Raw genomic sequence first — 8,114 nt, 5'->3', positions numbered from 1 at the left:
GGTGACGGTGTCACGATCGGCGTTGGTGTTGGTGTCACGATCGGCGTTGGTGTTGATGTCACGATCGGCGTTGGTGTCGGTGTCACGCACGGCGTCGGTGTTGGTGTCACGGTCGGCGTCGGTGTTGGCGTCACGGTCGGCGTCGGTGTTGGCGTCACGGTCGGCGTCGGTGTTGGCGCCACGGTCGGCGTTGGTGTCGGCGTCACGGTCGTCGTCGGTGTTGGCGTCACGGTTGGTGTCGGTGTTGGCGTCACGGTCGGCGTCGGTGTTGGCGTCGTTCCTGGATCATCACCATCGTATGGATGGTGGTGAAATTCGCCACCACCAGTACCTGTGAGCGAAGCCGCCACCAATGTTCCGTTAATCTGACCATTAATAAAATCAACATCAGCGTAGGGAGCAAGGACACTTCCCATTACGTTTATTCCTGCCATATCAAGATATGTGGCTTGACTAAAGTTAAACAAAATTTTCTTGCTGTTCAATACGCCATTAGGCAGGAATGCAAAATTTTTCATTTGTACGCTAGAACCATCAATATTAATAATTGCAGTAGATCCAGAAGGAACATTAATTGTGAATCCGTGATTAGTAGAGACGTTATCTCCTAAAACATTAAAAACATTGACCACAGGGTCTGTACCTGTCAATGTAAGACCGCCATATTCATACTTTGTTGTTCCATTGGCTTGTATTGCTGCAAGTTCAGCTGATTTATCCTTCAAAGACTGGCCTACGGCCGCAAAGTCAATCGGATTTCCCGAAGTTCTTGTTCCCCCGCTATTAATCGTTACATTACCTGCAAAACTTCCCCCGTGCACGATATTCCCGTAAACAGAGCCATTGTTGAAAGTAAGATTTCCTCCAACAACAAGTGTGTCAGTGAAGGAGACCTCAGCAGCACTTAGCCTATCACCAACGCTGTAGTTGGTTAAAGTAACATTACCTCCAGCAGCAAACCTTCCCTCCGTATCCGAGAAGGTTGTAACATCCCCTAGGACAAACACATTGTAGTTTCCTGCAATCCCGAGTGTAGTAGAACTAGCATTAACAGTCCCGGCTCCCAAAGAGTAAAGCCCACTACCTACCGTCAATATCCCCGCTAATACTAGTGCAAGCAGCGGTTTCATTCTTCTTTTCAAAAAGCACACCTCCTAAATCTATGATTTATATTTAATCAGAATAATTACCAGAAACTCTAAGGAACCTACCAACAAAAAAAGACCGCCAAAAAAGAAGTAGAAATCCCTTCTCATGGCAGTCGGACGGTCATAGCGCCTTTAAGACACTTTAGACTCCTTGACTTTGCGTCCCACCCTTTCGGGCGGTTTGCTATTATCATGATAATATATGTATTGCCTTGCAGATTAGAACTAGCATTTAAAGCATCCTATTAAATAATAGTCTATGACTTTTAATACTTTTGAACTAATAATAGTTTAGCGTTCCATCCCCACAATTGTCAATCAATTCCTTTTGATAATTAAACATGTTTAGCAGCCACAAAAAAAAGCGCCTAAAGGCGCTTCACACAACGGTTTTTCTTCAATTTTAAAGTAACTGTATATAGCCTAATATCGATATCCATAATGGAATACTTAGAATCAAACCAAATACCATTCCACGGCAGAGACTTCCTTCCTCTTTCATCCTAATTCACCCTTTATATAAGTCTGAAGCATTAATTTTTATTATTGCAATTTTAATATATTTTATTCTTTCTGATTTAGTTGTGAATTTAATCACATCGGACTTGCTGTTTAGAAATACCATTGATTATTTTTGGGATATCGGGGTAGAATACGAATATACGTTCCCATTAGAGGTGATGAGATTCATGCATAGAGCAGAAAGCAGGGACAACATGCTGGTGAAATCTTATTTATTGCTTCCGATGATTTTATCAGCTTTCGAACGGGACTCCGCTATTCTATCTACACATTTACGAACGCCCGCCCCCTATCTGGAGGTTCTTGGAACCGCCGCGGCAGTTGCCACAATAGATCTAAGAGATGTTCGTTCGGAGATGAGAAGACGGGGAATCAAGGTATATGAGCAGAACAGACTTAACACGGGGATAGAAGCCAGATTTATATGTCGTGGATACCATGAACGAATGCTGCTGTTAAACGACATCGTTGCTTCCCAAGCTGCCATTCATATGCGCAGATATCTCGGGCTGGATATTTCATCCTTTAAGAGCTATGAAGAGCAATATCAGATTAAGTAAAGCTGCGTAGAAGCTACGCCCCTCCCCCATTCAATTAGTGAACAAAAAAATAGGCCTTACCATAGGAGTTGGCAAGACCTGAGAGATTTATACCACAAAACACTGGGGGGTGTTTGGTGTCTTCAATATATACCTCGAACCTGAAAATAAGATGATGCTGACATGAAAATTACATTAAAAAACTTCAATTCATCGCTTAGGCTAGATCCGGATGCTCCCACAAGGTGGTCAATTGCTAAAGCGGCTTACGAACTGCTTGATCCGTTCGTTCAATGGTCCGGGAGCTTTTGTTGGAATCCGATGATCAACTTTTTTAATGAAAACCAGCTCACTCATCGGCAAATGTTGATGCAACATTTTGGCGTAAGGATGGAAGTGCTTGTCTTTTTCCCCATAAACGAGCAGGACGGGAAGATGAATTTCCCGGAGTTGAGAGGTACAATTATACTTCAAGCTGTACCGGTAATACTGTTCGGCATTTCTGGCATTCCCTTTTTTCGCATCATTAAATAACTTACGGAACAAAGAAACATTTTTAGCTTGCGTCCAGGCATTGGAAAACGCGATCGTGCCGACTGCTCCGATTTTGGCGAAAGCAGCAGCCAAAGATATTTTGTTTCTTAGGCGCGTCTCGTTCACTTCCGACATTCCGCCGATGACGATACCTCCATACGCCCGATCGGGATGAGTCAAGAGAAACTCAAGCACAACCGAACCCCCAGTAGAATATCCGCACAAGAATATTTTTTTGATGCTTAACTGGTCTATCAACTGTCTGATATCCTCAACGATTAAAGGATAAGTAACCGCTAGTTTGGAAGGCTGACTCTTGCCGTGTCCTCTGATGTCAAAAGCAATCGTTCGAAAATGAGACGACAGCTCTTGGATTTGGTATATGAAATTCAAGCTTGTAAGTACCGGTGGATGAATAAAGAGGATGGCTGTTCCTTTTCCACGGTCGATATAGTGCATCGAGTATCCATTGATGTTAGCAGAAGTCATTTTATCGTCACACTCCATGTCAAATCATTCATAAGTTGGTTTTCTGCACAATTATGATATAGAGTGTCCAGATTGAAGGAAAGTACTCCATAAAATAAACCGGAACATTTTCACTTTTGATTGTTTACAGGCGATCTCGTCTCCAAATCGGTAGGAAATGACGTGCACCGAAAAAATATATAAACGCCTGAAATCAGAAAAAATAAACATGCACCCGTTAGAAACTTCGTTATATCTGGCAAGGTTCCTTGAAAAGAACGTGTAAATTGATGTACTAAACCCATTGTGCTAAATATAGCAACTATATCCATGAGCACTAAAGGAATTATCTTGATAAATTCATCCTTTTTTATGTCTAGAGCTCTGATGTTCCAAGCTGAAGATATTTTTCCATGGACATAATTCCTGCTGCTGCGCCAATATAACCCAATCCAGGTATCCCTATTAAAAAATATTGGACAAGTATAGAACTACATATCCCTGCGCTGAGGCCCAAAAAAGGAACCTTTTTGATATCCTGCGACCATAATAGTTTCGGCAATTTTATTCGGATTTTCGTCAAGAGGGTCCAAGTACCATTCACGATAAATCATCCATTTTCCATTGATTTTTTTAGTGTCATGAAATTTCGCGTGCCTACGCCAAAAGATTGTATCGGTCAATCTTATTGAGGTAATCGTAACTAATCTTAAGTGATTGATCTAGTGAGACGATAGCTGTGTCACCCTTTGTTTTCAAAGTACTATTCTAATATTACTTTGGGCAGCAACTAGTATTATCGCTCTTTATCAGCCGACTTATTAACATAGTTAACTCGGTTCTTTTCATTTCGATATTCTTTAAAAATTATGGTCTCCTATTTGGAAAGACTTAAACAGGAAAAATTAACTTACTGTAAAATTTACGTTGTTGTATAACGAAGTTTCTACGAAGACCTGTGTTTAGCAACTTCGTTACCAAATACCACCATATACAACTAATGGGAAGAAAAATCAGAAAAAACAAAAAAATAGCGACTTCCAAAAAACTTCGGAAGTCGCGCTGTGATTAAATTATTAAGATGCTGGTGAAGGGAATTGAACCCCCGGCCTACGCATTACGAGTGCGTTGCTCTACCCCTGAGCTACACCAGCTTAAGACTGATTTTTCTGTCAAACAAAAAACATTATACAACTTTCAGTCAGAAACGCAAGCCTATTTTTTCCCTATTTCCCACTGTCCCGAACTACTATTCCACCTGTAGTTTACGCTCCACAGACTCCAGCTTTCCACGGCTAGTGGAGGGCTTATCGCGGCGGTCATCTATTTTAAGTGAGGTAGAGACACGCTCTGCACCTGCGGTAAAAGGAGACTCATGCAGCGCTTCGACGGCTGCAAAAATACGCTGAAGAGGCCCTTCAATGATTGTACCCATGGATGTAAGCTCATAAGTAATCCCTTCTACTGTCTTCAGCACTCGCTGCATATCCGCAACATAGCTGCTAAGACTGGTACTGCCTGTTCCAATTGGAATAACTGTAACTTCAGCAATAGGCATGAGAATACCTCCTCGAAATTTCAATGTATGTGTCTCCTTCTATTGTAACAAACTCTACCGCTCTCCCACAAACGATGCCAGCCTAATTATGCCCCTTCTTCTTTTCCCCCAAGTTCTCCGAAATATGACTTTCGCCACGGGTATTTTTTCTTACGTGAATTCTAGGGTCATCTGCACTACATTTATGGACTCTTTGTGGCATCTTTTCGGACAATTTATGAATCATTTTACATGTGCCTGTGGATCAATTGTGGATTACTTATGGACAGCCTGTGGATCATTTGTGGAGTACTTTTGAAGAACCCGCTCCCCGCGCGGGTTTTCTAAAAAATTGTTTACAAACACAACATCTTGGGTTATTTTTATCTAACGACAACAAAATATAGTGGAGACAGGCGCTTTGATCCTTTATCGGAATTAGAGCTTAATAGGGAAGTACGGTGAAAATCCGCTGCGGTCCCGCCACTGTAACCGGATGCCCTTCATAAGCTTTTAGAGCTTAAGATGGACAGATCTCCTGGCAAAAGCCACTGAGGGGTAAGACCCCCTTGGGAAGGTGCTGAGAGGTCTTACGGAAGCCAGGAGACCTGCCTGTTTCGACGACACCAACTATGAGTGCCTGCGAGGAACAGGAACGGTGTCCGCATGCGGTCATCTTCTTAGAGACCACTGCAAATATCTGTGTGGATATTTACATAACGCATCGGGCATTTTCAGCCATCCTCGCTAGGGGATGCTTTTTTTATGAGATCACAATGAATATACGGCCGCTTATGCGGTCGGGCTTCTTAATGATAGGACGATAGACTGAGAGGAGAGCTATACAATGACGTTGTTGGAGAGACAATTTAACGGTACAACAAATGCACGAGAAGTTCTTTTAGAAGAGCTCATTGATTTAGGACGCGATATTATCGACAGCCGGGATTTGGACTTGCTGCGCGAGAATGCTAATTTGAACGGGGAGAGTTTCTCCGGTAAAATGAGCAAGTTCGGCAGTGAATATTCAAAATGGTACGCCCGCAACTTTACGATGCCGCCGCAGCTAGTGCAAGCCATTGATGACAATGTCGTCTATGTGCATGATCTGGATCAATACGCAATCGGAACGACCAACTGCATTTTTATCCCGTTTGATAAACTTCTCCGCGAAGGCTTCAACACCGGCAACGGCAGTGTTCGTCCTCCGAACTCCATAATGACAGCTATGTCACTGGTAGCAATCATTTTTCAATCCCAGCAAAATGCGCAATATGGCGGTGTATCCGCCAATAAGCTCGACTATGATCTAGCCCCTTATGTAACCAAATCCTTCGCTAAGCTATTCCGCAAGGGTCTCGATTATTTTGAAGAAGGACAAGCTGATGAATCTTTGGGCGAGATTACGATGAGCCGAACCGATCTGGCGGAGTTATATCCGAAAGCGTTCCATTTTGCACTAAAAGAGACCCAAATTGAAACCCTGCAAGCGTCGGAAAGTATGGTACATAATCTGAATACCATGTCCAGCCGATCCGGTGGGCAAATCCCGTTTACCAGCATCAATTATGGTACTTGTACTTCACCAGAAGGTCAGCTTGTGATCAGTTCCCTGCTAACAGCAACTATGAACGGACTTGGCAGCGGAGAAACACCCGTGTTCCCGATTCAAATCTTCAAATGTAAGCAAGGAATCAACCAACAGCAAGGCGATCCTAACTATGAGTTGTTCCTAAAAGCGGCGGAATGTTCTGCACGCAGACTATATCCGAACTTCGCTAATCTGGACGCTCCGCTCAACTTGCAGTATTATGATCCAAGTGATCCTGATACGGAATTTGCTACAATGGGCTGCCGCACCCGTGTGCTCGGTGACCGTTTTGGGCGTAATCATTGCTCCGGGAAGGGCAACCTTTCCTTTAATACACTGAATCTGGTTCGGCTCGGTCTGGCACATGGCACAGTAACCGGCCGACGTACCGTCGCAGACGAAGCCGGCTTCTATGAAGATCTAAATCATTATATGGATATTGCGCTAGAAGGACTTCTTCATCGTTTCAACATCCAAGCCGCACAAAAAGCTAAAGCGTCCGATTTCATGATGCGAGAAGGCGTCTGGGAAGGCGGCGAAAATCTCGCTTCTGAAGACTCTGTAGGCGAACTGCTGAAGCATGGTAGTCTGTCGCTTGGCTTCATCGGTATGGCGGAATGCATGAAAGCCATGTACGGCAAACACCATGGCGAGGATATGGAAGTCCATGCCAAGGCTGTAGCTATCGTGCGTCACATGCGGGAGTATTGCGACCTTAAAAGTGAGGAACTGAATCTCAACATTACCTTGTTCGCGACACCAGCAGAAGGCTTGTCCGGCAAATTCACCAAGATTGATCGCAAGGTACTGGGTTCTATTCCGGGTGTAACTGACCGTGAGTATTATACGAACTCTTTCCACATCCCTGTATACTACGATCTAGGTGCTGCTCAGAAGATCAGCTTGGAAGCTCCTTTCCATGAACACTGCAATGCCGGGGCTATTTCTTATGTCGAATTAAACGGCAATGCCCGCAGCAATCCATCCGCTTTTACCAAAATCATTAAATATGCGCTAGAACAACAGGTCAGCTACTTCAGCATTAACCATCCGATTGACCGCTGTTCCAGCTGCGGATACGAAGGTGTAATTGGGACAAACTGTCCTTCCTGCGACGCACATGAGAATGACGTGCACATCCGTCGTTTGCGCAGAGTTACAGGTTATTTAACTGGCGACTATCAGACCCGCTTCAATGCCGCCAAACAAGCCGAAGTACGGGATCGCGTTAAGCATCTATGAATATTTGTGGTTACTATCCGGAGTCGATCAACGAGGGAGAGGGCATGCGGGCCGTCCTCTTCCTTAGCGGCTGCCGCCATCGTTGCCCAGGATGTTTTAATCCCGAGACGTGGAACTTTAAGTACGGTGAAGTCTTCACCCTGGAACGTCAACACGAAATCATTGCAGAAATTGCCGCTAATCCACTGCTTGATGGTTTAACACTGGCTGGTGGTGATCCATTTTTCTCGGCTGAAGAGGTTCTGGGGTTCCTTCATGAGCTTCGCGCCGTGCTCCCAGGCTTTAACATCTGGATTTACAGTGGTTATACGTATGAGGAACTAATCGCCCTTCCCGGTTCGCCGGAGTGGAATCTACTTACGCAGTGTCAGGTGTTAATAGATGGACGATTTATAGAAGAACTAAAAGATACTACACTTCCTTACCGAGGGAGCTCTAACCAACGCATAATCGACATTCCGGCCAGTATGAACGGCTCGGAGGTCTTTCTGTGGCAGCCTACTGCGCTATAATATATCAATTTTTGATATTCA

The 8,114-nt window shown here is 44.1% G+C and carries 6 protein-coding genes, 1 tRNA gene and 2 riboswitches; of the genes, 3 read left to right on the top strand and 4 right to left on the bottom strand.

Annotated features, from left to right (window positions below):
• The coding region (locus UQ64_RS28085; protein WP_209445896.1) for a choice-of-anchor A family protein at positions 1-1,142 on the bottom strand (1,142 nt) is incomplete at its 3' end.
• A gap of 111 nt (positions 1,143-1,253) precedes the next feature.
• Positions 1,254-1,344, bottom strand: a riboswitch (cyclic di-GMP riboswitch).
• A gap of 493 nt (positions 1,345-1,837) precedes the next feature.
• Here UQ64_RS28085 and UQ64_RS28080 point away from each other — a divergent pair.
• Positions 1,838-2,230: a YhjD family protein gene (locus tag UQ64_RS28080; protein WP_060626744.1), complete on the top strand. Its 393-nt coding sequence runs from the start codon at positions 1,838-1,840 to the stop codon at positions 2,228-2,230.
• A 228-nt stretch (positions 2,231-2,458) separates the two neighbouring features.
• Here UQ64_RS28080 and UQ64_RS28075 read toward each other — a convergent pair whose 3' ends face one another.
• The 3 genes from UQ64_RS28075 to UQ64_RS28060 form a co-directional block, all read right to left on the bottom strand.
• Positions 2,459-3,232, bottom strand: coding sequence for an alpha/beta fold hydrolase (locus tag UQ64_RS28075; protein WP_060626743.1), 774 nt, complete (start codon positions 3,230-3,232; stop codon positions 2,459-2,461).
• A gap of 1,061 nt (positions 3,233-4,293) precedes the next feature.
• Positions 4,294-4,365 (bottom strand) — tRNA-Thr (locus tag UQ64_RS28065).
• A gap of 95 nt (positions 4,366-4,460) precedes the next feature.
• Positions 4,461-4,769, bottom strand: coding sequence for an MTH1187 family thiamine-binding protein (locus tag UQ64_RS28060; protein ID WP_060626741.1), 309 nt, complete (start codon positions 4,767-4,769; stop codon positions 4,461-4,463).
• A gap of 376 nt (positions 4,770-5,145) precedes the next feature.
• A riboswitch (cobalamin riboswitch) is annotated at positions 5,146-5,378 on the top strand.
• Positions 5,379-5,595: 217 nt separating this feature from the next.
• On the opposite strand from UQ64_RS28060, the gene UQ64_RS28055 reads away from it, so the two are divergent.
• Positions 5,596-7,581, top strand: a complete 1,986-nt coding sequence (locus UQ64_RS28055) for an anaerobic ribonucleoside triphosphate reductase (RefSeq protein ID WP_060626740.1) — start codon at positions 5,596-5,598, stop codon at positions 7,579-7,581.
• Positions 7,578-8,093, top strand: coding sequence for an anaerobic ribonucleoside-triphosphate reductase activating protein (gene nrdG, locus UQ64_RS28050; protein WP_060626739.1), 516 nt, complete (start codon positions 7,578-7,580; stop codon positions 8,091-8,093). Before UQ64_RS28055 ends, nrdG begins: the two co-directional genes overlap by 4 nt.
• Positions 8,094-8,114 lie beyond the last annotated feature (21 nt).

Origin of the sequence: Paenibacillus etheri (assembly GCF_001012825.1) — a bacterium.
In the GTDB taxonomy this organism is placed as follows: Bacteria; Bacillota; Bacilli; order Paenibacillales; family Paenibacillaceae; genus Paenibacillus_AQ; species Paenibacillus_AQ etheri.
The sequence above is the reverse complement of the archived record's forward strand: the minus strand, read 5'-3'. Positions and strand labels throughout refer to the sequence as shown.